We start from the raw sequence: 24893 nt of genomic DNA on the forward strand, positions 1-24893 counted from the left end.
CTCAGCCGAGCGCCCTGGGGTGCGACTGGATGTACACCTCGCGCAGCGCGTCCGCGGTCACCATCGTGTAGATCTGCGTCGTGGTGACCGAGGCATGCCCGAGGAGCTCTTGGACCACCCGCACGTCAGCGCCACCGGAGAGCAGGTGGGTCGCGAACGAGTGCCGCAGGGTGTGCGGGGAGACGTGGGCCGCGCCGGGCAGCTTCGCGCGCTCGGCGGACGTCCGCAGGACAGCCCATGCGCTCTGCCTGCTCAGACGGTTGCCGCGCGTGTTGAGAAAGATCGCGGGCGTCCCGCGACCGGTCGATACGAGGGCAGGTCGAGCCAGCACGAGATATGCCTCGACGGCGTCGACCGCGTAGGTCCCGACGGGCACGACGCGCTCCTTGCTGCCCTTGCCGAAGAGCCGCACGGACGCGGTGCCCCGCGTGAGGTCGAGGTCGTCGACGTCGAGGTTCACAGCCTCGGAGATACGCGCGCCCGTGGAGTAGAGGAGCTCGAGCAGCGCACGGTCGCGCAGCGGGCCCGGGCCCTCGCCTGCGCCCGCTGCCTCGAGGAGCAGCTCGACGTCGTGCGTCGAGATCGCCTTGGGCAGGCGCTTGGGCCTGCTGGGGGGACGGATCCCGAGAGCCGGGTTCGAGGTCGTCAGTCGCTCCTCGACACAGAACTTGTGCCACCCGCGCAGCGCCGCCAGGCTCCGCGCGGTCGACCCGGGAGCAAGGACGGCGCCACCGTCGGTGCCGGTGCGCAGCGCCTCGACGAACAGCTCGACGTCGCTCGTCTGAACCTCGGCGAGGTCGGTCTGGGTGGCGTCGAGGAACAGGACGTAGCGCGTGAGGTCCCGCCGGTACGCGGCCACCGTGTTCGGCGAGCTTCCTCGCTCGATTGCCAGGTGGTCGAGGTAGCCCTGGAGCGCACGACCCGCAGCGCTCTCTGAGACCGCAGCCGTCATAGCCACCGCCGTTCCTGACCTAGAAGGGCAGGAAGACGTCGACCGCTACGGCGACGAACAGCAACGTCAGGTAGGTGATCGAGGCGTGGAAGACCTTCATCGCACCGAGCTTGCCGAGCGTCGGGTCCATCGCACGCCGGTACATGCCGATGCACGAGTAGAGGAACCATGCACCGAGCCCCGTCGCCACGACCGCGTACACCCAGGACATGTTCTCGAGGGGCACGAGGGCGAGCGAGCACGCGATCATCGCGAGCGTGTAGAGCACCATCTCGCGGGCGACCTTGGCGTCGTCGGCGACGACGGGCAGCATCGGTACCCCGGCGTTGGCGTAGTCCCGCCGGAACTTCATCGACAGCGGCCAGTAGTGCGGCGGCGTCCAGAAGAAGATGACGAGGAAGAGCGCGACAGCGCCCCAGCTGAGCGATCCCGTGACGGCGGACCAGCCGATGAAGACCGGCATGCAGCCGGCGATCCCGCCCCACACGATGTTCTGCGGCGTGCGGCGCTTGAGGATCATCGTGTAGCCCACGACGTAGATGAGGATCGCGCCCGCGGTCAGCAGCGCCGACGAGATGTTGACGACGAGAGCGAACCACAGGAGCGAGATCGCCCCGAGGGCCACGCCGAAGATCAGAGCGGACTCCGGCGACACCTCGCCGGTCACCAGCGGACGACGCTTGGTGCGGTCCATGATCTCGTCGATGTCACGGTCGATATAGCAGTTGAGGACGTTCGCGGACGCCGCGGCAGCCGTACCGCCGACGAGCGTCGCGATCACGAGCCACAACGACGGCAGACCGTCGGCAGCGAGGATCATCGTCGGCAGGGTCGTCACGAGGAGGAGCTCGATGATGCGTGGCTTCGTCAGCGCCACGTAGGCGCCGAGCCGTCCGCCGAAGCTCTGGTCACGCTCGCCTGCCCCCGTCGACGACGTGGCCGGTGACGGTCGCTCGGGCGTCGCGTCGTCGTCGACGCTCAGACCGTCGTCGATGTCACGGCTACGACCGTGGTCGGCGTCGCCGCTCGGGGAGGATGCTGGGCCGCCGTCGCCGTGGGGACGGCTCGACGGCTGGGCCGATGCTGGGCTCGAAGTGTGCACGCGAGGCTGGGATCCGTTCTGCGTCCGAGGGGAGCAGGTGCGCGAGCTGCTGTGCGCTGCCTGAGACGACGTTCGTTCATGGTACTGGTGTCTCACCCTGGAACACCTCCGGCAGGGCCGGATCGTGGTGTGACGTTAGGAGGTGACCGCCGTGTGAGCGCTCACAAGGTGCTCAGCGGGTGACGCGTTAAGGTTGGTGATGGTCCAGACGTGCACGATGGCGCAGGGCCACCAGTGCTCTACAGCACGTGCTCCATCAGGCGCCAGGCTGGCCCGCACAGGTCTACCGCACTGCCTGCCACACCCTGCACGACGACTGATTCCGGTGAGCGAGAGCCCCGGAGAAATGAGGTTCGGTGAACGCGTTCGCCCCCGCAGAGCAGCCCTTCGAGTGGACTGACCTGGACGACCGAGCAGTCAAGATGATCAAGGCCCTCGCGGCCGACGCCGTCGAGAAGGTCGGCAACGGCCACCCCGGCACCGCGATCTCCCTCGCCCCCGCGGCATACCTGCTGTTCCAGAAGGTGCTGCGCCACGACCCGAGCGACGCCCACTGGGTCGGTCGCGACCGTTTCGTCCTCTCCGCAGGGCACGCCTCGCTGACGCTCTACCTCCAGCTCTTCCTCTCGGGCTACGACCTCGACCTCGACGACCTCAAGTCGCTGCGCACCTGGGGCTCGAAGACCCCGGGACACCCCGAGTACAAGCACACAGACGGTGTCGAGATCACGACCGGCCCCCTCGGCCAGGGCCTCGCGTCCGCCGTCGGCATGGCCATGGCCGCCCGCCGCGAGCGTGGGCTGCTCGACCCGAGCACAGCGCCCGGCGAGAGCCCGTTCGACCACTCTGTCTACGTCATCGCCGGCGACGGTGACCTCCAGGAGGGCGTGACGTCCGAGGCGTCGTCGCTCGCTGGGCACCAGAAGCTCGGCAACCTCGTGGTCGTCTACGACCAGAACCACATCTCCATCGAGGACGACACGAACATCTCGTTCAGCGAGGACGTCCTCGCGCGCTACGAGGCGTACGGCTGGCACGTCCAGCGCGTCGATTGGACGGGTGGCGGGACCGGCTACGTCGAGGACGTCGCCGAGCTCGCTGCAGCACTGGCCGCAGCGAAGAGCGAGACCGGCAAGCCGTCGATCATCGCGCTGCGCACCGTCATCGGCTGGCCCTCCCCGAGCAAGCAGAACACCGGCAAGATCCACGGGTCTGCGCTGGGTGGCGACGAGATCAAGGGCCTCAAGATCGCTCTCGGCCTCGACCCCGACGAGACCTTCGCTGCTCCGGCCGAGGTCCTCGCGCACGCTCGTGAGGTCGGTGCCCGCGGGGCTGCGCTCCGCGAGAGCTGGACCGTCGGCTTCGACGCGTGGAAGGCCTCCAACCCGCAGGGCGAGGCGCTCCTCGAGCGCCTCTCCACCCGCACGCTGCCCGACGGCTGGTCTGAAGCCCTCCCCGTGTTCGAGGGCGGCAAGGACATGTCGACCCGCGCCGCGTCCGGCAAGGTGCTCAGCGCGCTTGCACCGGTGCTCCCTGAGCTCTGGGGCGGGTCCGCCGACCTCGCCGAGTCGAACAACACGACGATGGCCGGCGAGCCGTCGTTCATCCCGGCCGAGCACTCGACCGACGCGTGGACAGGCGACAAGTACGGCCGCACGCTGCACTTCGGCATCCGCGAGCACGCCATGGGCGCGATCCTCAACGGGATCGTCCTGCACGGCGGCACCCGCGCGTACGGCGGCACGTTCCTCGTGTTCTCCGACTACATGCGTCCCGCTGTGCGCCTCGCGGCGCTCATGGGAGCACCGTCGACGTTCGTGTGGACGCACGACTCGATCGGTCTCGGCGAAGACGGCCCGACGCACCAGCCCATCGAGCACCTGGCCGCGCTGCGGGCCATCCCGGGGCTCGACGTCATCCGCCCGGCGGACGCCAACGAGGTCTCTTGGGCCTGGAAGACGCTCCTCGAGCACGACGACCGCCCCGCCGGGATCGTCCTCACGCGCCAGAACGTCCCGACGTACACGCGGAGCGAGGGTGCCGCCAGCGGCGACGCCTTCGCCTCGGCCGCCGGCGTCGCCCGCGGCGCGTACGTCCTCCTGGACGCACCGTCCGGCACACCGGACGTCATCCTCCTGGCGACCGGGTCTGAGGTCCAGCTCGCCGTCGCGGCGCGCGAGACGCTCGCTGGGGAAGGCATCGCGGCACGCGTCGTGTCCGTCCCGTGCCGCGAGTGGTTCGACGCGCAGGACGCCGAGTACCGCGAGTCGGTGCTGCCCGCGTCCGTCAAGGCCCGGGTATCGGTCGAGGCCGGCATCGCGCAGGGCTGGCGCGAGCTCGTCGGAGACGCCGGCCGCTCGATCAGCATCGAGCACTACGGTGCGTCCGCCGACTTCAAGACGCTGTTCCAGGAGTTCGGGATCACGTCCGAGACCGTCGCTGCAGCAGCACGAGAGTCGATCGCCGCTGTGGGTTCAGACACACCTGGAGCAGCACCTGTCCCGTCGGAGGGCGGAACAGCCGACCAGCACTGAGGTCGCTCAGCACCACCAGCTTGCGACCGGTCTGTCTCTGGACTAGACCGGTCTCCGTCCCACCACGCTCTCGAGGAGAGGTCATCGTGACATCTGAAGCCAACACCCCCCATCGGTCCGACGCAGCTGCGCAGCTGTCCGCAGCGGGGGTGGCCATCTGGCTCGATGATCTCTCCCGGGAGCGGATCACGTCCGGCAACCTCGCAGACCTCGTCGCAACGCGCGGCGTCGTCGGAGTGACCACCAACCCGACGATCTTCGCCGGTGCTCTCGCCAAGGGCTCGAGCTACGACGCCCAGCTCGGCGAGGGCGACGGACCGACGTCCGAGGCGGAGCTCGACGAGCTCGTCTGGGCGATCACCACCCAGGACGTCCGCGACGCCTGCGACGTCCTGCGTCCCGTCTACGACGCCACGGACGGTGTCGACGGACGCGTGTCCATCGAGGTCGACCCCCGGCTCGCGCGGGACACCCACGCGACCATCGCCCTCGCGAAGAAGCTGTGGACGCTCGTCGACCGACCGAACCTCTACATCAAGATCCCGGCGACCGTCGAAGGGCTCCCGGCGATCACCGCGACCATCGCCGAAGGCATCAGCGTCAACGTCACGCTGATCTTCTCGCTCGAGCGCTACCGCGCCGTCATCGACGCATACCTCGTAGGGATCGAGGCGGCCCACGCGGCCGGCCACGACGTCCACCCCATCGGGTCCGTCGCCTCCTTCTTCATCAGTCGGGTCGATGCGGCTGTCGACCCCGCCCTCGACGCGCTCGGGACCCCCGAGGCGACCGAGCTGCGGGGCAAGGTCGCGGTCGCGAACGCCCGTCTCGCCTATGCCATCCACCGTGACGTGCTCGCCAGCGATCGCTGGAAGAAGCTCGCCGGGCTCGGCGCACAGCCTCAGCGCCCGCTCTGGGCCTCGACCGGCGTGAAGGACCCGTCCTACCCCGACACCCTGTACGTCACGGAGCTCGTGGCCGCCGGCGTGGTCAACACGATGCCCGAGCCCACGCTCACGGCCGTCGCCGACCACGGCGTCATCACCGGGGACACCATCACCCCCGCCCTCGAGGACGCGCGTACGGTCATCGACCGCCTCGCCGCTGTCGGCATCTCCCTCGACGAGATCACCGCGCAGCTCGAGACCGAAGGGCTCGAGAAGTTCGTCACGAGCTGGGAAGAGCTCCTCACGACCGTCACGACAGGGCTCGACCGGGTGCACGAAACAGGCAAGAACGACAAATCCTGAGATAGGGTGCCGCTGCAACCAGGCTCTGAGGTAGAACGTCTAGCAAACGACTACCGCCTGGTGCAGCGGCACCTTGCTCCGTCCGACCACGACCGCTGTCCGTACCGCGCTCCCGAGCACCGCTGGCGCAACCGAGAATGGTGAACCACGTGAGACCCGCAAAGATCAGCGCCGAGTCGAACCCGCTCCGCGACCCGCGTGACCTCCGCCTCCCCCGCATCGCAGGCCCCTGCGGGCTCGTGATCTTCGGAGTCACCGGAGACCTCGCGCGCAAGAAGCTCATGCCGGCCGTCTACGACCTCGCGAACCGCGGCCTCCTGCCTCCCGGCTTCGCTCTCACCGGTTTCGCTCGCCGCGACTGGGAAGACCAAGACTTCGCCGAGGTCGTCCACGATGCGGTGAAGCAGTACGCCCGCACGCCCTTCCGCGAGTCCGTGTGGAAGCAGCTCGCCGAAGGCATCCGGTTCGTCCAGGGCAGCTTCGACGACGACGAGGCGTTCGAGCGCCTCAGCGAGACGGTCGCCGAGCTCGACGAGATCCGAGGCACCAAGGGCAACCACGCCTTCTACCTCTCTGTGCCGCCCAGCGCGTTCCCGGTCGTCTGCCGCCAGCTCGCCCGGTCAGGCCTGTCCGAGTCGACCGAGGACGCCTGGCGCCGGGTCGTCATCGAGAAGCCGTTCGGCCACGACCTCGAGAGCGCACGCGAGCTCAACGACGTCGTGTCCGAGGTCTTCGCTCCCGAGGACGTCTTCCGCATCGACCACTACCTCGGCAAGGAGACGGTCCAGAACCTCCTCGCCCTGCGCTTCGCCAACCAGATGTACGAGCCGATCTGGAACGCGAACTACGTCGACCACGTTCAGATCACCATGGCCGAGGATATCGGCATCGGCGGGCGCGCCGGCTACTACGACGGCATCGGTGCAGCACGCGACGTCATCCAGAACCACCTCCTCCAGCTCTTGGCGCTCACCGCGATGGAAGAGCCGGTCTCCTTCAGCGCCGACGACCTCATCGCCGAGAAGATCAAGGTGCTCTCCGCGATGCGGCTGCCCAAGGACCTCGGCAAGCACACAGCCCGTGGGCAGTACGAATCAGGATGGCAGGGCGGCGAAGAGGTCGTCGGCTACCTCGAGGAAGCCGGCACCGACCCAGAGTCCGCTACCGAGACGTTCGCCGCGATCCGCGTCGACATCGATACCCGCCGATGGGCTGGGGTGCCGTTCTACCTCCGCGCCGGCAAACGGCTCGGCCGCCGGGTCACCGAGATCGCGATCGTCTTCAAGAAGGCACCGCACCTTCCCTTCGAGTCGACAGCCACCTCTGAGCTCGGCAAGAACGCCATCGTCATCCGCGTCCAGCCCGACGAGGGGGTCACGCTCCGCCTCGGTGCCAAGGTCCCTGGCACCGCCATGGAGGTCCGCGACGTCACCATGGACTTCGGCTACGGTCACGCCTTCACCGAGTCATCTCCCGAGGCCTACGAACGACTCATCCTCGACGTGCTCCTCGGCGACCCGCCGCTGTTCCCGCGTCACGAAGAGGTCGAGCTCTCGTGGAAGATCCTCGATCCCATCACCCAGTTCTGGGCGAGCAAGGGCAAGCCTGAGCCCTACCGCTCCGGCACGTGGGGCCCCGAGTCTGCGACCGCCATGCTCACGCGCGACGGTCGCGCCTGGCGCCGTCCGTGAGCGCCCAGGCTCGACCGGCACCCGACTCACCCCTGACGGAGGACCGCACGTGATCATCGACATGCCAGGCACGACCGCCGGAGCCGTCGCCAAACGACTCATCAAGATCCGCGAAGAAGGCGGAGCGATCGCGCTCGGGCGCGTGCTCACCCTCATCATCGTGGCCGACGAGGGCGACATCACCGAGGCTGTCGACGCCGCGAACGACGCGAGCCGTGAGCACCCGTGCCGCATCCTCGTCGTCGCGGCCGCGCACGACCGCACGACCGACGTCCTCGATGCCGAGATCCGTGTCGGCGGTGACGCTGGCGCGAGCGAGGTCATCATCCTGCGCCCCTCGGGCGGCCTCATCGGCCACCCTGACACCCTCGTCATGCCGCTCCTGCTCCCTGACGCGCCGATCGTCGCGTGGTGGCCGCAGAACATGCCTGCGAGCCCGTCGACAGACCTCATCGGGGCCATGGCCAAGATCCGGATCACCGACTCGATGAACTGCACGCAGCCGATCGACAACCTCCAGGTGCTGCGAGCGAACCACGAGCCCGGTGACATCGACCTCGCGTGGACGCGTGTGACCGTCTGGCGCGGGCTGCTCGCCGCCGCTCTGGACCAGCCCCCCTACGAGCCGGTGCTCTCCGCCGTCGTCGAAGGCGACGAGGCCCACCCGTCGGTCGACCTGCTCGCGGCGTGGCTCGCCCGAGGTCTCAAGTGCCCCGTCACGATCCGTCGCAAGAGCCAGGCGTATGCCATCACGCGCGTCGTCATGACCCGCAGGTCGGGTGACATCATCCTCGACCGCCCCGACGGCCACATCGCCACCCTCACCCAGCCCGGGCAACCGGACCATCGGATCGCCCTGCCCGTGCGGCAGCTGCGTGAGTGCCTCTCAGAAGAGCTCCGCCGGCTCGACCCCGACGAGGTCTACGGCGACGTCCTGGTCAAGGGGCTCGTCCGCGTCGAGGCCGACGCGTGACGGCGCCGCGCCTCGTCGTCGTCCACCCGACGCCTGCGGTGCTCGCTGAAGCCGTCGCCGCACGGCTCCTCACGCGGATCATCGACATCCAGTCCGTGCGCTCACCCGTGCACGTCGTCGTCACCGGCGGCACCATCGGTATCCGGACGCTGGCTGCCGTCGCGACCAGCCCAGTCCGCACCGCGGTCGACTGGACCCAGGTGCACGTCTGGTGGGGTGACGAGCGCTTCCTGCCTGCGGGTGACCCTGAGCGCAACGAGACACAGGCGCGCAGCGCGCTCCTCGACAGCCTCGAGTCGCTCCCGGCCGACAACATCCATGCGATGGCGCCGGACGACGGAACCCGGACCGCAGAGGACGCTGCAGACCTCTATGCCGCCGAGCTGGCGCGCTTCGCACCCGAGGGCGCCCTGGCTCCTGCGTTCGACGTCACGCTCGTGGGTATGGGTCCCGACGCGCACGTCGCTTCGCTCTTCCCCGGCAACTCCGCGCTCGAAGTGACCGGACGTACGACGACAGCGGTGCACGACTCCCCCAAGCCGCCCTCAGACCGGGTGTCGTTGACCTTCGAGGCGCTGCAGGGATCGTCGGAGGTGTGGGTCGTCGCCGCCGGCGCCGACAAGGCCTCAGCCGTCGCTGCAGCACTCGGCGGGGCGCCTGTCACCGAAGCACCGATCAGCGGAGCCACCGGACGCCTGCTCACGGCATGGCTCGTCGACGTCGACGCGGCCTCGGCGGTCGCCTGATCTACGCCGCTCCCCGCGGGCGGCCGACGCCCCGCGGGGAGCGGCGCGGATCGGTCCGATCTGGGCCTCAGCGCAGCGGACGTCCTCCGCGGCGGGCCCTGAGCGAGGCAAGCGCCTCGTCAAGCAACGCTTTGCCGTCAGCCTCGCTGCGACGTTCTTTCACGTACGCGAGGTGGGTCTTGTAGGGCGTGTTGCGCACCGCCGCTGGAGGGTTCTCCGGGTCTTGACCGGCTGGAAGACCACAGCTCGTGCACTCCCAGACCTCCGGCGCCTCGACGTGCGCCTCGATCGAGAAGCTCGGTCGGGTCACGTGCTCGTGGGCACAGTAGTACGCGACGAAGAAGCGCGGAGCGGTGTCACCTCGCTCGGACTCGCCCATAGGTCCGGCACCGACACGCGATCCACGGATCGCACTACCACCAGCCACTGCAGCTCCTCCGAAAGGCGGACGAGGTCATCCCAGAGCTACGGGGCGACCTTCTGGATAAGGCCGAGGAGCACGATGGACGTGAACCATACGAGCGCGAACCCGACCGTGATGCGGTTGAGGTTCCGCTCAGCGACGCCTGAGCTTCCGACGCTGCTCGAGACACCTCCACCGAACATGTCGGAGAGTCCCCCGCCCTTGCCCTTGTGCATGAGGATCAAGAGAATCATGAAGGCGCTCGTCAGGACAAGGATGACCTCGAGGGCCACACGTAGGATCTCCACAGTCGCGTTCATTCCTCTGACTCGAGAGGGAACCGACACGTTCAGCGGATCCCAGGATGTGTGGCACCGGCGGCACCGAGGTCAAGAATAGGCCAGTTTACGGCTCCCGATCCACCGAGCCCGCCAGTCGCTCTCGCGACCGGCGGGCCAGGCTCGTCGACCTGGGACCGTCGAGGCTCAGGCTCCGGCGTGCGCCTGGTACCGAGCGATCTTCGCGAACTCCTCGGCGTCGAGGCTCGCTCCGCCGACGAGAGCACCGTCGACGTCCGTCTCCTTCATGAGCTCCGCGATCGACGTGGACTTCACCGAACCGCCGTACAGCACACGGACGGCGTCAGCGACCTCGGTCGAGTAGAGCTCGGCGAGACGCACGCGGATCGCTCCAGCGACCTCCTGAGCGTCCTGCGGCGTGGCGACCTCACCCGTACCGATGGCCCAGACGGGCTCGTACGCGATGACGACCTTCGCGGCGTCGTCTGCGGAGAGGCCCTCGAGCGCTCCGTCGACCTGCGCGAGGGTGTGGGACACCTGGTCGCCGGCCTTGCGGACCTCGAGCGCCTCGCCGACGCAGATGATCGGGACGAGCCCGTGCGCGAGAGCAGCCTTCGACTTCGCGTTGACGAGCGCGTCGTCTTCCGCGTGGTACTGACGACGCTCGGAGTGACCGATCGCGACGTACTTCACGCCCAGCTTCGCGAGGAACACCGGAGAGATCTCGCCGGTGTACGCGCCGGACACGTGCTGCGAGACGTCCTGTGCGCCGTAGCTGAGCTCGAGCTTGTCAGCGTCGACGAGCGTCTGGACGCTGCGCAGGTCGGTGAACGGAGCGAGCACGGTGACCTCGACGGCCGAGAAGTCGTGCTTGCCGTCCTTGAGCGCCCAGGCGAGCTTCTGCACCAGGTGGATGGCCTCCTGGTGGTCCTGGTTCATCTTCCAGTTCCCTGCGATGAGGGGTGTGCGGGTCTGTGCCACGGTAGCTCTACCTTCTTCAGAGAGGACGGGGTCGGTCACGCGTCGAGGACGGCGATGCCGGGGAGGGACTTGCCCTCGAGGTACTCGAGGCTGGCGCCACCACCGGTCGAGATGTGGCTGAAACCGGCCTCGTCGAAGCCGAGGATGCGCACCGCGGCAGCAGAGTCGCCGCCACCGACGATCGTGAACGCACCGTTGTTCGCGGTCGCGTCGACGAGCGCCTGCGCGACAGCGCGGGTCCCGGCCGAGAACGCCTCGAACTCGAACACGCCGGCGGGTCCGTTCCAGACCGCGGTCTTGGCGTCAGCGATCTTCGACGCGAAGAGCGCCTGCGACGCCGGACCGATGTCGAGGCCGATCTTGCCGTCAGGGATCGCGTCTGCCGGGACGACGGTCGCGGGCGAGTCTGCCTTGAACTCGTCGGCGACGACGATGTCGGTCGGGAGGACGATCTCGACGCCGGACTCCTCTGCCTGCGCGAGGTAGCCCTTGACGGCCTCGATCTGGTCGGACTCGAGGAGCGAGTTGCCGACCGGGTATCCCTTCGCCGCGAGGAAGGTGAAGACCATGCCCCCGCCGATGAGGAGGCGGTCAGCCTTGGTGAGCAGGTTCGCGATGACTCCGAGCTTGTCGGAGACCTTCGAGCCGCCGAGGACGACGACGTACGGGCGTGCGGGGTCTTCGGTCGCCTTCTTGAGGGACTCGACCTCCTTGAGCACGAGCGTGCCGACCGCAGACGGGAGCTTGAGCGCCACGTCGTACACGGACGCCTGCTTGCGGTGCACCACACCGAAGCCGTCGGACACGAACGCGTCCGCGAGCGAGGCCAGGTCGTCAGCGAGCGAGGCACGCTCAGCGTCGTCCTTGGAGGTCTCGCGCGGGTCGAAGCGGATGTTCTCAAGAAGAGCCACCTCGCCGTCCGCGAGAGCAGCGACGGTGGCCTTGGCGGACTCGCCGACCGTGTCCTGCGCGAGAGCGACCGGGGCACCGAGGAGCTCGGCGAGACGGGCAGCGACGGGGGCGAGGGAGTACTTCGCCTCCGGTGCACCCTTGGGGCGACCGAGGTGGGCGGCGACGACGACCCGCGCACCGGCGTCGACGAGCGACTTCAGTGTCGGCAGGGCGGCGCGGATGCGGCCGTCGTCGGTGATGGTCGTGCCGTCGAGCGGCACGTTGAAGTCTGAACGGACGAGCACGCGCTTGCCGCGCAGGTCGCCGAGGTCCTCGATCGTCTTCATGGGTTCTCCAAGCTCAGGGGGCGGACATGCAGACGTCCGCGTGAGTGACGTGTGCCGGAAGGCTCATCACTCACGCGGACGTCATCTATTCGGGGTTACCCGGCAGTCTTCGCAGCGCGAAGGTCAGAGCTTCTCGCCGACGAGGACGGTGAGGTCCACGAGACGGTTGGAGTAGCCCCACTCGTTGTCGTACCAGGAGACGACCTTGACCTGGTCGCCGATCACCTTGGTGAGACCAGAGTCGAAGATGCTCGACGCCGGGTCGGTGACGATGTCGGACGAGACGAGCGCGTCCTCGGAGTAGACGAGGATGCCCTTGAGGGGGCCCTCGGCTGCAGCCTTGATCGCAGCGTTGACGGACTCGACCGTGACGGGCTTGGCAGCCGTGAAGGTGAGGTCCGTCGCGGAGCCTGTGGGTACGGGGACGCGGAGCGCGTAGCCGTCGAGCTTGCCCTTGAGCTGCGGGAGCACGAGCGCCACGGCCTTGGCCGCACCGGTCGACGTCGGGACGATGTTGATCGCAGCGGCGCGGGCGCGGCGGAGGTCCTTGTGGGGGCCGTCCTGGAGGTTCTGGTCGCCCGTGTACGCGTGGATCGTCGTCATGAGGCCACGCTCGATGCCGAAGGCCTCGTCGAGAACCTTGGCCATCGGTGCGAGGCAGTTCGTGGTGCACGACGCGTTGGAGATGATGTGCATCGTCGCGGGGTCGTAGTCGCCCTCGTTGACACCGATGACGAACGTGCCGTCCTCGTTGCTCGCGGGAGCGGAGATGATGACCTTCTTGGCGCCGGCGTCGATGTGTGCCTTCGCCTTGGTCGCGTCCGTGAAGAAGCCGGTCGACTCGATGACGATGTCGGCGCCCAGTGCGCCCCACGGCAGGTCTGCCGGGTTGCGCTCTGCAAGAGCCTTGATCTTCTTGCCGTTGACGGTGATCGACTCTTCGTCGAAGCTCACGTCAGCTGCCAGACGACCCAGAACAGAGTCGAACTTGAGCAGGTGCGCGAGGGTCTTGTTGTCCGTGAGGTCGTTGACACCGACGATCTCGATGTCTGCACCGGACGCAAGGATTGCGCGGAAGAAGTTACGTCCAATACGACCGAAGCCGTTGATTCCGACGCGGATGGTCACTATGCCCTCCTCAGGGCGCGCCGGACAGTACCGACGCACACGGTTGTTGACGAACGTTCACGTACGTCGACGTACGTTGGTGTGATGGTGCCCGATCGCGCCAGAGGGTCGCTGCACGTTTTCTGCAAGGTACCCCCGGTCGATCTGACATCTTGAGCCTATACCCCGGCGGGACTTCATGTGGGGACCATCGTCCCCATGAGACACGATCTCGTCCCGATGTGGTCACGGGGACGTGTGCTGTTCACCCGAAATGCCTCTGTAAACCAATATGAACACCAGACTACGTCTCACAGTCTGGACGGCGTCTAGAGATCTAGCAGCTCAGGGCTCAGTCCAGCCTCGGTGTCGGGGATGCCGAGCTCCTCTGCGCGCTTGTCCGCGGTCGCGAGCAACCGCCGGATACGTCCCGCTACGGCGTCCTTCGTCAGAGGCGGGTCAGCAAGCTGGCCGAGCTCCTCGAGCGACGACTGCTTGTGCGCGAGGCGCAGCTCGCCCGCCTGACGCAGGTGGTCCGGGAGATCCGGTCCGAGGATCTCGAACGCGCGCTCCACGCGCGCCCCGGCAGCGACGGCAGCCCGCGCAGAGCGACGCAGGTTCGCGTCGTCGAAGTTGGCAAGACGGTTGGCCGTGCCCCGCACCTCACGACGGAGCCGTCGCTCCTCCCAGACGACGACCGCGTCCTTCGCGCCGAGCCGGGTGAGGAGCGCGCCGATCGCCTCACCGTCACGGATGACGACCCGGTCGACGTTGCGGACCTCGCGGGTCTTGGCCGCGATGCCCAGCCTCCGGGCAGCGCCGACGAGCGCGAGCGCCGCCTCGGGGCCAGGGCACGTGACCTCGAGGGCAGACGAACGACCAGGCTCTGTGAGCGATCCGTGGGCGAGGAACGCGCCACGCCACGCGGCTTCGGCCTCGCCCGTCCCGGCCGAGACGACCTGGGGTGGGAGACCACGGACCGGCCGGCCGCGGCTGTCGAGGAGCCCCGTCTGGCGGGCGAGGGACTCACCGTCCTTAACCACCCGGATCACATAGCGGCTCCCCCGCCGGATCCCTCCGGCGGAGACGACGATGATCTCGGACGTGTGCCCATAGACCTCCGCGATCGCCTGCCGCAGCCTCCGCGCCGCGATCGCCGTGTCGAGCTCAGCCTCGATGACGATCCGTCCCGAGATGATGTGCAGACCCCCGGCGAACCGGAGCATCGCAGACACCTCAGCCTTGCGGTAGGACGTCTTGTCGATCTTCAAGCGGGCAAGCTCGTCTTTCACCTGTGCGGTCAGCGCCATGGGGCAATCCTGCCATCTCTGACGGGCCGCTCTCACCCATCAGCGCGAAATCGTGCCGACGTCCCCGAGGAAGTCGTCGAACACGTCTCGGTAGGCTGCAGCCAGCCGCAGCGGGTCGTGGATCGGGGTCCCGTCGCCCCGACCGACCTGGCGCATGAGGAGCACCGCTCCGATGTGGTCGACCTCCTTCACGAGCAGGTCCGGATCCTCGACCGCGGACGGGTCCGCGACGACCGCGTCGATCCGAAGGTCGGGTGCGTGACGGTAGAGCGCTCGGAGGTGCTCGATCGTCGTCATCCCGAGCGTCTCGTCCGTCTCGCTCGACAGGTTGAGGGTCAGGCAGCGTCGCCCCTTGGTCTCGTGGAGCGCCTTCGCCAGGTCGGGCACCAAGAGGTGCGGCATCACCGAGGAGAACCACGAGCCGGGGCCCAGCACGATCCAGTCGGCCGCCATGATCGCGTCCACCGCCTCCGGGCATGCTGGTGGGTTCGCCGGAGACAGCCGGATGTTCTCGACGCGGCCCGCGGTGGAGGCCACCTGCGACTGACCGACCACCGTGACGACCTCTCCCCCGATCGCCACCTCGGCCTCGAGCGACAGCGGGACGGACGCCATCGGCAGCACCCTTCCCCGGGCACCGAGGAGCTTGCCTACCCAGTCGAGACCCTTGACCGAGTCGTCGAGGAGCTCCCACAGCGCGACGATGAGGAGGTTGCCGACCGCGTGCTGGTTGAGGTCCCCGGCCGACGTGAAGCGGTGCTGCAGCAGGTCACGCCACGTGCGCCCCCACTCGGAGTCGTCGCACAGCGCTGAGAGTGCCATCCGCAGGTCGCCGGGAGGCAAGACGCCCAGCTCCTCGCGCAGCCGGCCGGACGATCCCCCGTCGTCCGCGACGGTGACGATCGCCGTGAGACGGTCCGTCATGAGCCGCAGCGCCGAGAGGCTCGCAGAGAGCCCGTGCCCTCCTCCGAGAGCGACGACGGCCGGGCTGCCTATCGGGTACACGGACATCCCCTCACTCCTTGCCGAGGTCGCGTGCCGTGACGGCGACCCTGTGCCCGTTCTCACGGAGCTTGCGAGCGATCTCCTCGCTCACCGCGACGGACCGGTGCTTGCCACCCGTGCACCCGATGGCGATCGTCACGTAGCGCTTCTCCTCGTTGAGATACCCGGCGAACACGGGCTCGAGCGCATAGACGTACCGATCGATGAACTCCTTCGCTCCCGGCCGTGCGAGCACGAAGTCACGGACGGGCTCGTCTCGGCCTGTGAGGTGACGCAGCTCGGTGATCCAGTAGGGGTTCGTCAGGAAGCGCATGTCCACGACGTGGTCCGCGTCGAGCGGGATGCCGTACTTGAAGCCGAACGAGACCACGTTGATCCGGAGAGTCTCATGGTTGCCCTCGGCGACCCCCTGCCGGACCTCGCGCGCGAGGTCGTGGACGTTCAGCTCGGACGTGTCCACGACGATGTCCGACCGCTCGCGGATCGTCCGCAAGAGCTGGCGCTCCACGCCGATGCCGTCGAGGATGCGACCGTCGCCCTGGAGCGGGTGCGGTCGACGGACCTGCTCGAACCGCCTGACGAGGACCTCGTCGGAGGCGTCGAGGAAGAGGATCCGATACTCGATCCCCCGCTTGCGGAACCGGGCGAGGACGTCGTTGAGGTCGTTGAAGAACTCACGTCCACGGACGTCCACCACAGCACCGACACGGGTGATCGCGGAGCCCGCCCGCGTCATCATGTCCACCAGCGGGACGAGCATCTTGGGTGGCAGGTTGTCCACCACGTACCAGTCGAGGTCCTCGAGGACCATCGCCGCCCGAGACCTCCCGGCTCCGGACATCCCGGTGATGATGAGGACCTCGCTCGAGCCCGGCTCGGGCGCGGGAGTCGCCGCCTCGACCTCGGGGATCCCCTGAGGGACGGTCATGGGTGCTGGTTCCTGGCTCATGCGTCCCAGCATGCCAGGTGGCTCAGCGGTCGGCAGGTTCCGCCACGAACGGCGCGACCGCGACTTCAGGCTCTGGCAGCACCAGGGCGGCGACGACCGCCTCGGCAGTCTTGCGCCCCATCCCCGGAACCGTGGCGATCTCCTCCGCCGTCGCGGCACGCAGACGCTTGAGCGACCCGAAGTGCCGCAAGAGCGCTGTGGTCCGCGCGGGTCCGAGACCGGGGACGTCGTCGAGCACAGAGACCGTCATCCCCTTGCCGCGCTTCTTGCGGTGCGCGCTGATCGCGAACCTGTGCGCCTCGTCCCTCACCCGCTGGAGCAGGTAGAGCCCCTCGGAGGACCGGTTGAGGATGACGGGGTACGGGTCGTCGGGCACCCAGACCTCCTCGAGCCGCTTGGCGAGCCCGCACAGCGCGACGTCGTCGATCCCCAGGTCTGCCAGAGCCTTGGCGGCCGCAGCGACCTGCGGCGGACCACCATCGACGACGACGAGCTGCGGGGGGTAGGCAAACCGTCGACCGCGCGCGTCCTTCTCGTCGTCGGTCTCTGGCCCGACCTCGCCGCTGACGGTCTCGACCACGAGGTCGCCCGAGGACGCGAGGTCGCTGAGGTAGCGCTTGAACCGCCGCGTGATCACCTCGTACATGGCCGCGGTGTCGTCGCGCGCCCCGTCCCCGTCCGGACCTCGCACGCCGAACGTGCGGTACTCGCTCTTGCGCGCCAGCCCGTCCTCGAAGACGACCATCGACGCGGCCTGGTAGGTGCCCTGCGTCGTGGAGATGTCGTAGCACTCGATGCGCAGCGGTGCCGTGTCCAGCCCGAGCGCCTCCTGGAGCTCGCGCAACGCCTGGCTGCGCGTCGTGAGGTCGCCGGCCCGGCGTGTGCGGTGCAGCGCGAGCGCGTGCTCTGCGTTCTTGCGGACAGTCTCTGCCAGCTCGCGCTTGTCGCCCCGCTGAGGGATCCGCACGTCGACCTTCGCGCCGCGCAGGCCGGTGAGCCATGCCGCGACCTGCTCTGGGTGCGCAGGGAGCACGGGGACGAGCACCTCTCGCGGGACGAGCCCGCTGTCCCTCGCCGCCCCGACGTCGCCGCCCGACGTCTCGTCGGCCGTGCCGTAGACCTGCTGGAGCAGGTGCTCGACGAGGTCGGCGTCCGTGACGTCTTCGACCTTCTCGACGATCCAGCCCCGTTGCCCCCGGATGCGGCCGCCACGGACGTGGAAGACCTGGACGGCCGCCTCGAGCTCGTCGCCGACCATCGCGAAGATGTCAGCGTCCGTGGCGTCCTGCAGGACGACAGCGTTCTTCTCCATGGCACGCTCGAGCGCACGGATGTCGTCACGCAAGCGCGCCGCGAGCTCGTACTCCATGTTCTGCGCGGCCATCGCCATGCGGTCGTTGAGGCGGCGGACGAACTTGCCGGTGTCACCGGCCATGAACGCGCAGAAGTCGTCCGCGAGCGCGCGGTGCGCCTCCTGGGTGATCCGTTCGACGCACGGTGCCGAGCACTTGTCGATGTACCCGAGCAGGCAGGGGCGCCCCGACTGCTGGGCACGCTTGTAGACGCCTGCGGAGCAGGTGCGGATCGGAAAAACGCGCAAGAGCAGGTCGAGCGTCTCGCGGATCGCCCATGCGTGCGCGAAGGGTCCGTAGTACCGCGTCCCGGGCCGCTTGGCTCCGCGCATGACCTGGGCGCGTGGCACGCTCTCCCCCATCGTCACGGCGAGGAAGGGGTATGACTTGTCGTCGCGGTACTTGACGTTGAACCGTGGGTCGTACTCCTTGATCCACGAGTACTCGAGGGCGAGCGCCTCGACCTCGGTGCCGACGACGGTCCACTCGACGGACGCGGCGGTGGTCACCATCGTCTGGGTCCGCTGGTGCAGGCCTGCGATGTCCTGGAAGTAGCTGGAGAGCCGGGCGCGCAGGTTCTTCGCCTTGCCGACGTAGATGACCCGGCTGTGCTCGTCCCGGAACCGGTACACGCCCGGGGTGGTCGGGATCTCTCCCTGAGCAGGGCGATACGTTGCTGGGTCAGCCATGCTGACGAGCCTAGTTCAGGCGTCCGACACGCTCGTCCTGTGGTCCGAGCCCGTACCGGCAGCAGGTGTGACGACTGTCACTGTCGGCCGCTTCCGGCTACCGTGACGTCATGGGAGCCTTTCACGCATACTCAGCAGCGATCACCTGGACCGGGGCCGGCGAGACGGGTACGTCGAGCTACACGGCCTACTCGCGCGAGCACACGGTCCTCGTCGAGGGGAAGGCTGACATCCTCGGGAGCGCCGACCCTGCCTTTCGCGGGGACAGCTCACGGCACAACCCCGAAGAGCTGTTCGTCGCGTCGCTCGCGCAGTGCCACATGCTGTGGTTCCTCCACATGGCGGCGCAGGCCGGTGTCGTCGTCACGGAGTACACCGACCACGCAGTCGGGACGATGCGCGTCGAGGCCGCTGGTGCGGGGCAGTTCACGGAGGTCGAGCTACGCCCCCGTGTGGTCCTCGCCGAGGGCACCGCGGGTGACCCGGAGACGCTCGTCGCCGGCCTCCACGCCCGGGCGCACGACCACTGTTTCATCGCCCGGTCGGTGAACTTTCCGGTACGGATCAGCCCGATCGTCGCCGCGCACGCACCGGTGGCCTAGCACAGCAGCAGGAACGGTCGCCCGGCCTCGGCCGAGCGACCGTCCACGGTGCTACGTCGCGAGCTGTGCCCGCGAGCGCGACGTCTTCTTCTTCGCCACGGCCTTGGCTGGCGCAGCAGGGCTCTTCACGAGCGCGGCGACGCGTGCCGGGGGGTGCGCCTTGAGCGTCTCCGCGAGGAACCTGCCGGTGTGGCTGGCGGGGACGTTGGCGACGTGCTCGGGCGTGCCCTCGGCGACGACGAGCCCACCTCCAGAACCACCCTCCGGTCCCATGTCGATGACCCAGTCAGCATTCTTGATGACATCGAGGTTGTGCTCGATGACGAGCACCGAGTTGCCCTTGTCGACAAGAGACTGCAGAACTGCCAAGAGCTTGCGGATGTCTTCGAAGTGCAGGCCTGTCGTCGGCTCGTCGAGCACGTAGATCGTTCGACCGGTCGAGCGCTTCTGCAGCTCGCTGGCCAGCTTGACGCGCTGCGCCTCGCCTCCTGAGAGCGTGGGGGCGGACTGACCGAGGCGGACGTAGCCGAGCCCCACGTCGACGAGCGTCTTGAGGTGCCGTGAGATCCCCGGCACCGCGGAGAAGAACTCCGAGGCCTCCTCGATCGGCATGTCGAGGACGTCCGCGACGGTCTTGCCCTTGAAGTGGACCTCGAGCGTCTCTCGGTTGTAGCGAGCGCCGTGGCACACCTCGCACGGGACGTAGACGTCCGGGAGGAAGTTCATCTCGATCTTGATCGTGCCGTCGCCGGAGCACGCCTCGCAGCGGCCGCCCTTGACGTTGAACGAGAACCGCCCGGGGAGGTATCCGCGGACCTTCGCTTCGGTGGTCTCGGCGAAGAGCCGACGCACGTGGTCCCACACTCCGGTGTAGGTCGCCGGGTTCGAGCGCGGGGTCCGCCCGATCGGGCCCTGGTCGACGTGCACCACCTTGTCGAGGTGCTCGAGGCCGAGGACGCGCTTGTGCCGTCCGGCCACCTGGCGTGCTCCGTTGAGCTCGTTCGCCAAGACCGTATAGAGGATCGAGTTGACCAGCGTCGACTTCCCCGAGCCGGACACACCGGTGACCGCTGTGAGCACACCCAGCGGGAAGGACACGTCGATGCCGTCGAGGTTGTGCTCTCGCGCACCGACGACCTTGACCGCACGGCTCGGGTCGGTCGCCCGACGCTCGAGAGGCATGGGGATCGAGCGTCGTCCAGCGAGGTACGCCCCGGTCACCGACTCGGGAGCCGTGAGGAGCCCCGCATAGTCTCCAGAGTGAACCACGCGGCCACCGTGCTCGCCCGCACCCGGGCCGATGTCGACCACCCAGTCGGCTGCCCGGATGGTGTCCTCGTCGTGCTCGACGACGATGAGCGTGTTCCCGAGGTCGCGGAGCCGGGTGAGCGTGTCGATGAGCCGACGGTTGTCTCTCTGGTGCAGGCCGATGCTGGGCTCGTCGAGGACGTACAGCACTCCTACGAGACCAGATCCGATCTGCGTCGCGAGGCGGATGCGCTGCGCCTCGCCTCCGGAGAGAGTTCCGGCAGGACGCATGAGCGAGAGGTAGTCGAGACCGACGTCGAGCAAGAAGCCGAGACGGTCCTGGATCTCCTTGAGCACCTGCGTCGCGATCGCCCGCTCCCGGACACCGAGCTCGAGCTGGTCGAGGAAGTCACGGCACTCGCGCAGCGGCAGCGCGCACACCTCGGCGATCGAGCGTCCGCCGACGAGGACGGCGAGGACCTCCGGCTTGAGCCGGGTGCCGTCGCAGACCGGGCACGGGACCTCACGCATGTAGGCCTCGTACTTCTCCTTCGACCAGTCTGACTCGGTCTCGGCGTGCCTGCGGTGCAGGAACGTGATGGCCCCCTCGAACCCGGTCGAGTACTGACGCTCGCGGCCCCAGCGGTTCTTGTACTTCACCTGGACCTCATGGTCCTGTCCGTACAGCACCGCGTTCCGCGCGCGCTCGGGCAGAGCGCGCCACGGCGTGTCCATCGAGAACTCGAGATCCTTCGCGAGCGCGCCGAGCACGCGTGCGAAGTACTCGGAGGACCCCTGGTTCCAGGGAGCGATCGCGCCCTCGGCGAGGGTCTTGTCCTCGTCCGGGACGATGAGGTCTGGATCGACCTCGAGACGAACCCCGATGCCTGAGCACTCGGGGCACGCACCGTACGGGGCGTTGAAGGAGAACGTCCGTGGCTCGATCTCGTCGAGGCTGAGCACGTGGTCGTTCGGGCAGGCGCGGTGCTCGGAGAACTTGCGCTCCCGCTCCGGGTCGTCTGCCGGCGCGTCGACCATCTCGACGATCACGAGACCCCCGGCGAGCCCGAGGGCTGTCTCGACAGAGTCGGTGAGCCGCCGCTGCACGCCCTCGCGCGCGACGAGCCGGTCGATGACGACCTCGATCGTGTGCTTGAGCTTCTTCTCGAGCGTCGGCGGCTCGGTGAGCTGGACGACCTCGCCGTCGACCCGTGCGCGGGAGAACCCCTTGGCCTGGAGCTCCTTGAAGAGGTCCGTGTACTCGCCCTTGCGTCCGCGCACCACCGGTGCAAGGACCTGGTACCGGGTGCCTTCCGGGAGCTCGAGGAGACGATCGACGATCTGCTGGGGCGTCTGGGCCGTCACTCGCTCGCCGCACTGAGGGCAATGCTGCGTCCCGGCGCGCGCGAAGAGCAGGCGGAGGTAGTCGTACACCTCGGTGATGGTGCCGACGGTCGAGCGCGGGTTGCGGTTCGTCGACTTCTGGTCGATCGACACCGCCGGCGACAGGCCTTCGATGAAGTCGACGTCAGGCTTGTCCATCTGCCCGAGGAACTGCCGCGCGTAGGCGGAGAGCGACTCCACGTAACGCCGCTGCCCTTCAGCGAAGATGGTGTCGAAGGCCAAGGAGGACTTGCCTGAACCGGAGAGACCGGTGAAGACGATCAGCTTGTCCCTCGGAAGGTCGAGGTCGACGTTGCGGAGGTTGTGCTCACGGGCACCTTGGACGACGAGGCGTTCACTCACCGGTCTATCGTACGGGGAACCCCTCGAGCCCGCACACTTGTTCGAACGACAGCCTCCCGCCGTGCTTCCTACGGCCGGAGACAGCACAATCGTCAGATGAACACGGCCCCACCCGACGCCCTCGCTCGGGCGACCCCCAACCCCGAGCACACCACCACGATCCCCTCAGTCGACGACGGAACCACACCGATCGCCGAGTACGCCGTGCTCGGCGACGGTCAGTCGTGCGCCCTCGTCAGCCGCCGAGGCTCCGTCGACTGGCTGTGCCTCCCGCACTTCGACTCTCCCGCGAGCTTCGCCGCGCTGCTGGGCACGCCCGAGCACGGCCGGTGGCTGCTCACGGTCCCCGACGCGCACACGGTCGAGCGCCGGTACGTCGGTGACTCGTTCGTCCTCGAGACGACGTACACGAGCGCGAGCGGGGTGGCGCGGATCATCGACGCGATGCCCGTCTGCGACGGGCGAGCCGACCTCGTCCGACGCGTCGAGGTGCTCTCCGGGACCGTGACGATCGAGCACGAGTGGATCGTCCGCTTCGGATACGGCGCCCTCGTCCCGTGGGTGCACCGCGTCGACGGCACCGGCGACACCGGCGGCAGCCCCGGGATCCGTGCGATCGCTGGTCCGGACTCGATGCTCCTGCGCGGCGACCGCCTCCCGGTCGCGAGCGACCACCGGCACCGGGACGTGTTCTCCGCCTCTGCCGGCGAGGTCATCTCGTTGTCGTGCACCTGGAGCGCCTCGTGGACGCCGCCACCCGCGCACCTCTCGATCGCGGACCGGATCACCGAGACCGTCCGCTGGTGGGAAGACTGGTCCGGACACTGCGGATACAACGGTCGTTACCGCGACGCCCTCGTGCGCTCGCTCCTCGTCCTGCGCCTGCTCACGAGCTCGACGACCGGCGGGATCGTCGCCGCCGCGACGACGTCCCTGCCCGAGGACTTCGGTGGAGGACGCAACTGGGACTACCGGTTCTGCTGGTTGCGTGACGCAGCCATGACGCTCGAGGCCCTCATCGAGTCGGGCTACCGCACCGAGAGCGCCTCCTGGCAGAACTGGCTCTTGCGCGCCGTCGCAGGCAGCCCGGAAGACCTCCAGATCATGTACAGCGTCGACGGCAGCCGCGACCTGCCGGAGCGCGAGCTCGACCACCTGCCCGGGTATGCCGGCTCCCGGCCCGTCCGGATCGGCAACGGTGCGGTCCACCAGGTGCAGAACGACGTGCTCGGCGAAGTCATGAGCGCCCTCGAGATGACCCGCGAAGCAGGGATGCCCCACGATCACGACAGCTGGGCGCTCCAACGGGTGCTCGTCGACGACCTCATCACGCACTGGGACACACCCGACCGCGGCATCTGGGAGGTCCGAGGACCTGAACGAGACTTCGTCCACTCGCGCGTCATGAGCTGGGCGGCGCTCGACCGCGCCGTGCGCGCCGTCGAGATCCACGGGCACGACGGCCCGGTCGAGCGCTGGCGCGCCGTCAAGGACACGATCCGCGACCAGGTGCTCGACCGAGGATGGGACCCCGACCTCGGCACCTTCGTGCAGTACTACGGCGCCACGCACACCGACGCTGCACTCCTCCAGATGGCCCAGGTCGGTTTCATCGACCCGACCGACGAACGCTTCGTCAGCACCGTGCGCACGATCCAGCAGGCCCTCTCCGACGACAGCGGCTTCGTCCGCCGCTACTCGACCACCGACTCCGACGACGGCCTGGAAGGGCACGAGGCCCCGTTCCTCGTGTGCACGTTCTGGCTCGTCGACGCACTCGCCCGGATGGGTGAGATCGAGGAGGCGACCACCCTCATGGACACCGCCGTGGCCTCCGCCAACGACGTCGGCCTCATGGCCGAGCAGTACGACACCCACCACGAGCGCATGGCCGGAAACTTCCCCCAGGCGTTCTCGCACCTCGGTCTGGTCCGAGCCGTCCACAGCATCGATCGTGCCGTGCGCTCGCGCGCCGCATCCGCCGCATCCGCCGCAGCACAGGAGAACCGATGAGCACGCCACGAGACACCGACACGGCAGGACCGACCGACCTGACGGTCCTCGACGATCTGGAGATCCGCACGGCGTGCGTCGGGCCGATGAGCAACAACGCCTATCTCTTGACCTGCCGCGGCACCGGGCACCAGCTACTCGTCGACGCGGCCGACGACGCCGACCGGCTCATGGGACTGATCCACGAAGGCACCGGCCGCCTCGACCTCGTCGTCACGACGCACAGCCACCGTGACCACCACGGGGCGCTCGCCACGGTCGTCGGTGCGACGTCCAGCACCACCGCGGCCGGAGCGGACGACGCGGCCGAGATCCCGGTCCCCACCGGACGCCTCCTGCGCCACGGGGACACGATCGACGTCGGTCGTGTCACCTTCGACGTCGTCGCGCTGCGCGGGCACACCCCGGGCTCGGTCTCCCTGGTGTACACAGAACCGTCGAGCGTCCAGGCCGCGGGAGCGGTTCCCGGGCGTGCGCACGTCTTCACCGGAGACTCGCTCTTCCCCGGCGGTGTCGGCAGCACGCGGGGCGACCACGACCGGTTCGTCCAGCTCATCGACGACGTCACCGAACGCGTCTTCGACCGCTACCGCGACGACACGCAGGTCTACCCCGGCCACGGGGCCGGCACGACGCTCGGGGCCGAGCGTCCCCACCTCGACGAGTGGCGCGCCCGAGGATGGTGACAGGCTCCTGCCAGCTG

General features: G+C 68.5%; 20 protein-coding genes. 8 read left to right on the top strand and 12 right to left on the bottom strand.

Annotated elements, in window-relative coordinates; genetic code table 11:
* Position 1: 1 nt before the first annotated feature.
* Both xerD and ATL42_RS05515 read right to left on the bottom strand, forming a co-directional pair.
* Positions 2–952: a site-specific tyrosine recombinase XerD gene (gene xerD, locus ATL42_RS05510; protein ID WP_098454486.1), complete on the bottom strand. Its 951-nt coding sequence runs from the start codon at positions 950–952 to the stop codon at positions 2–4.
* A gap of 19 nt (positions 953–971) precedes the next feature.
* Positions 972–1934 carry a heme o synthase gene (locus tag ATL42_RS05515; RefSeq protein ID WP_098456364.1) on the bottom strand — a complete coding sequence of 321 codons (963 nt, stop codon included), beginning with the start codon at positions 1932–1934 and terminating at the stop codon, positions 972–974.
* A gap of 476 nt (positions 1935–2410) precedes the next feature.
* On the opposite strand from ATL42_RS05515, the gene tkt reads away from it, so the two are divergent.
* The 5 genes from tkt (at position 2411) to pgl (ending at position 9248) form a co-directional block, all read left to right on the top strand.
* Positions 2411–4588 (top strand): transketolase, encoded by a 2178-nt coding sequence (tkt, locus tag ATL42_RS05520; protein WP_098454487.1) that lies wholly within the window; start codon positions 2411–2413, stop codon positions 4586–4588.
* Positions 4589–4674: 86 nt separating this feature from the next.
* Complete coding sequence (gene tal, locus ATL42_RS05525; protein ID WP_098454488.1) at positions 4675–5838, top strand: transaldolase; 1164 nt, start codon at positions 4675–4677, stop codon at positions 5836–5838.
* 149 nt (positions 5839–5987) lie between these two features.
* Positions 5988–7529 carry a glucose-6-phosphate dehydrogenase gene (gene zwf, locus ATL42_RS05530; RefSeq protein ID WP_098456365.1) on the top strand — a complete coding sequence of 514 codons (1542 nt, stop codon included), beginning with the start codon at positions 5988–5990 and terminating at the stop codon, positions 7527–7529.
* Positions 7530–7578: 49 nt separating this feature from the next.
* A complete protein-coding gene (locus tag ATL42_RS05535) occupies positions 7579–8502 on the top strand; it encodes a glucose-6-phosphate dehydrogenase assembly protein OpcA (protein WP_098454489.1) in 924 nt (307 codons plus the stop codon).
* The gene (gene pgl / locus ATL42_RS05540; protein ID WP_098454490.1) at positions 8499–9248 is read left to right on the top strand and encodes a 6-phosphogluconolactonase; all 750 of its coding nucleotides are present in this window, start codon (positions 8499–8501) and stop codon (positions 9246–9248) included. The genes ATL42_RS05535 and pgl overlap by 4 nt, the downstream gene beginning before the upstream one ends.
* A 67-nt stretch (positions 9249–9315) precedes the next feature.
* Here the strand turns inward: pgl and ATL42_RS05545 are convergent, their stop codons facing one another.
* The 9 genes from ATL42_RS05545 to uvrC all read right to left on the bottom strand — a co-directional run bounded on the left by ATL42_RS05545 (position 9316) and on the right by uvrC (position 18581).
* Entirely contained in the window at positions 9316–9675 is a 360-nt protein-coding gene (locus ATL42_RS05545; RefSeq protein WP_098454491.1) for an RNA polymerase-binding protein RbpA, read from the bottom strand.
* Between the two features lie 38 nt (positions 9676–9713).
* Positions 9714–9971, bottom strand: a complete 258-nt coding sequence (gene secG / locus ATL42_RS05550) for a preprotein translocase subunit SecG (protein ID WP_425443185.1) — start codon at positions 9969–9971, stop codon at positions 9714–9716.
* A gap of 165 nt (positions 9972–10136) precedes the next feature.
* Positions 10137–10931, bottom strand: coding sequence for a triose-phosphate isomerase (tpiA, locus tag ATL42_RS05555; RefSeq protein WP_098454492.1), 795 nt, complete (start codon positions 10929–10931; stop codon positions 10137–10139).
* A 35-nt stretch (positions 10932–10966) separates the two neighbouring features.
* Positions 10967–12169 carry a phosphoglycerate kinase gene (locus ATL42_RS05560; RefSeq protein WP_098454493.1) on the bottom strand — a complete coding sequence of 401 codons (1203 nt, stop codon included), beginning with the start codon at positions 12167–12169 and terminating at the stop codon, positions 10967–10969.
* Between the two features lie 123 nt (positions 12170–12292).
* Positions 12293–13297 (bottom strand): type I glyceraldehyde-3-phosphate dehydrogenase, encoded by a 1005-nt coding sequence (gap, locus tag ATL42_RS05565; protein WP_098454494.1) that lies wholly within the window; start codon positions 13295–13297, stop codon positions 12293–12295.
* Positions 13298–13605: 308 nt separating this feature from the next.
* On the bottom strand, positions 13606–14586 hold the full coding sequence (gene whiA / locus ATL42_RS05570; protein WP_098454495.1) for a DNA-binding protein WhiA: 981 nt from the start codon (positions 14584–14586) through the stop codon (positions 13606–13608).
* A 39-nt stretch (positions 14587–14625) separates the two neighbouring features.
* Complete coding sequence (locus tag ATL42_RS05575; RefSeq protein ID WP_098454496.1) at positions 14626–15597, bottom strand: gluconeogenesis factor YvcK family protein; 972 nt, start codon at positions 15595–15597, stop codon at positions 14626–14628.
* Positions 15598–15601: 4 nt separating this feature from the next.
* Entirely contained in the window at positions 15602–16540 is a 939-nt protein-coding gene (gene rapZ, locus ATL42_RS05580; RefSeq protein WP_098456367.1) for an RNase adapter RapZ, read from the bottom strand.
* A gap of 22 nt (positions 16541–16562) precedes the next feature.
* Positions 16563–18581, bottom strand: a complete 2019-nt coding sequence (uvrC, locus tag ATL42_RS05585) for an excinuclease ABC subunit UvrC (RefSeq protein ID WP_098454497.1) — start codon at positions 18579–18581, stop codon at positions 16563–16565.
* A gap of 110 nt (positions 18582–18691) precedes the next feature.
* Here uvrC and ATL42_RS05590 point away from each other — a divergent pair, with 110 nt between their 5' ends.
* Positions 18692–19183 carry an OsmC family protein gene (locus tag ATL42_RS05590; RefSeq protein WP_098454498.1) on the top strand — a complete coding sequence of 164 codons (492 nt, stop codon included), beginning with the start codon at positions 18692–18694 and terminating at the stop codon, positions 19181–19183.
* A gap of 51 nt (positions 19184–19234) precedes the next feature.
* Here the strand turns inward: ATL42_RS05590 and uvrA are convergent, their stop codons facing one another.
* A complete protein-coding gene (gene uvrA / locus ATL42_RS05595) occupies positions 19235–22177 on the bottom strand; it encodes an excinuclease ABC subunit UvrA (protein WP_098454499.1) in 2943 nt (980 codons plus the stop codon).
* Positions 22178–22273: 96 nt separating this feature from the next.
* Here uvrA and ATL42_RS05600 point away from each other — a divergent pair, with 96 nt between their 5' ends.
* Together ATL42_RS05600 and ATL42_RS05605 are read left to right on the top strand one after the other, a co-directional pair.
* Positions 22274–24190 carry a glycoside hydrolase family 15 protein gene (locus ATL42_RS05600; RefSeq protein ID WP_098454500.1) on the top strand — a complete coding sequence of 639 codons (1917 nt, stop codon included), beginning with the start codon at positions 22274–22276 and terminating at the stop codon, positions 24188–24190.
* Positions 24187–24876: an MBL fold metallo-hydrolase gene (locus ATL42_RS05605; RefSeq protein WP_098454501.1), complete on the top strand. Its 690-nt coding sequence runs from the start codon at positions 24187–24189 to the stop codon at positions 24874–24876. The genes ATL42_RS05600 and ATL42_RS05605 overlap by 4 nt, the downstream gene beginning before the upstream one ends.
* Positions 24877–24893: the final 17 nt, after the last annotated feature.

This window comes from Sanguibacter antarcticus, assembly GCF_002564005.1.
Taxonomy (GTDB): Bacteria; Actinomycetota; Actinomycetes; order Actinomycetales; family Cellulomonadaceae; genus Sanguibacter; species Sanguibacter antarcticus.